Raw genomic sequence first — 981 nt, 5'->3', positions numbered from 1 at the left:
TGTAAGGGTTATGTAATTCGGTAACAGAATTAGCTTTTATTTTTTGTTGTTTAGGGAGGCCATATCGATAGGTTTTTTACCATTAATACCTTGATGAGGTCTTTCCCAATTATAATAAACAAGATACTTAAGGAGTTCATCTTCGAGTTCTTCCAGGCTGTCAAAGTCTGTGTCTTCAATGAGGTCTTCTTTGAGTGTTCTCCAAAAGCGTTCCACCTTTCCGTTTGTCTGTGGGCGGTAAGGCTTCATATAACGGCGCTTAATGCCGGTTTCCATTAACATCCGCTCAAAAGGATGGTTCTTTTTATTCAGGCTGGCAGAGGTGCCAAACTCCGGCCCGTTATCTGCAATGATTTCTTCGAACTGTATGCCGAACTCCCGCTTGAGTGCCTGCATGCAGTGCATGGCATTAAACATCGTACTTAAGGCAGTAATATCTTCCATCACTTGAGCCCAGGCCAGGCGTGAATAATCGTCCAGTACGCAAAGCAGGTAAAGTTTCCTGTGTTGTCCCCTGATGACACTTTTGCTTAAATGATGACAGTCGATATGCCCTAACTGGCCCATACGTTCCTTAATTATCTTAACCTTTACTTCCCGGTCTGACGGTTTTAAGCGGTTCCGGTTATGGCGCTTCAGAATGTTGTATATTCCCGAAGGCGATGGCATAAAGTTATTGGATTTCTGTTTAAGCTGACTGTTGATCTCAAACTTATTGCAGCCCCGGTCCCGTAACGCTAATACCTGCTGCTCGTCAGCCGGCGAGGGCCTGCGACTACCATATTTAGGGCCACGTTTACCGGGCAGCAAGTCAAGTTCATTACCTGACTGCTTGAAAAGGTTATAATACTTCAGGAAAGCCCTTGCATCAGTATCATGTGCAGAATAAAAATCCTTAGCGAATCTAAAGACGGCATGCTCGCCCCGCTTTACCTGCTCATACTCACTGATCAGGAATCGATATTTGCTAAGATAATTCCG

1 protein-coding gene is annotated in these 981 nt (G+C 44.4%); it reads right to left on the bottom strand.

The window, feature by feature from the left end; all coding sequences use genetic code 11:
• Positions 1–36: 36 nt before the first annotated feature.
• A partial coding sequence (locus ABD894_RS28085; RefSeq protein WP_345214426.1) for an integrase core domain-containing protein occupies positions 37–981 on the bottom strand: 945 nt, incomplete at its 5' end.

The organism is Mucilaginibacter gynuensis (assembly GCF_039541195.1).
Classification (GTDB): Bacteria; Bacteroidota; Bacteroidia; order Sphingobacteriales; family Sphingobacteriaceae; genus Mucilaginibacter; species Mucilaginibacter gynuensis.
The sequence above is the reverse complement of the archived record's forward strand: the minus strand, read 5'-3'. Positions and strand labels throughout refer to the sequence as shown.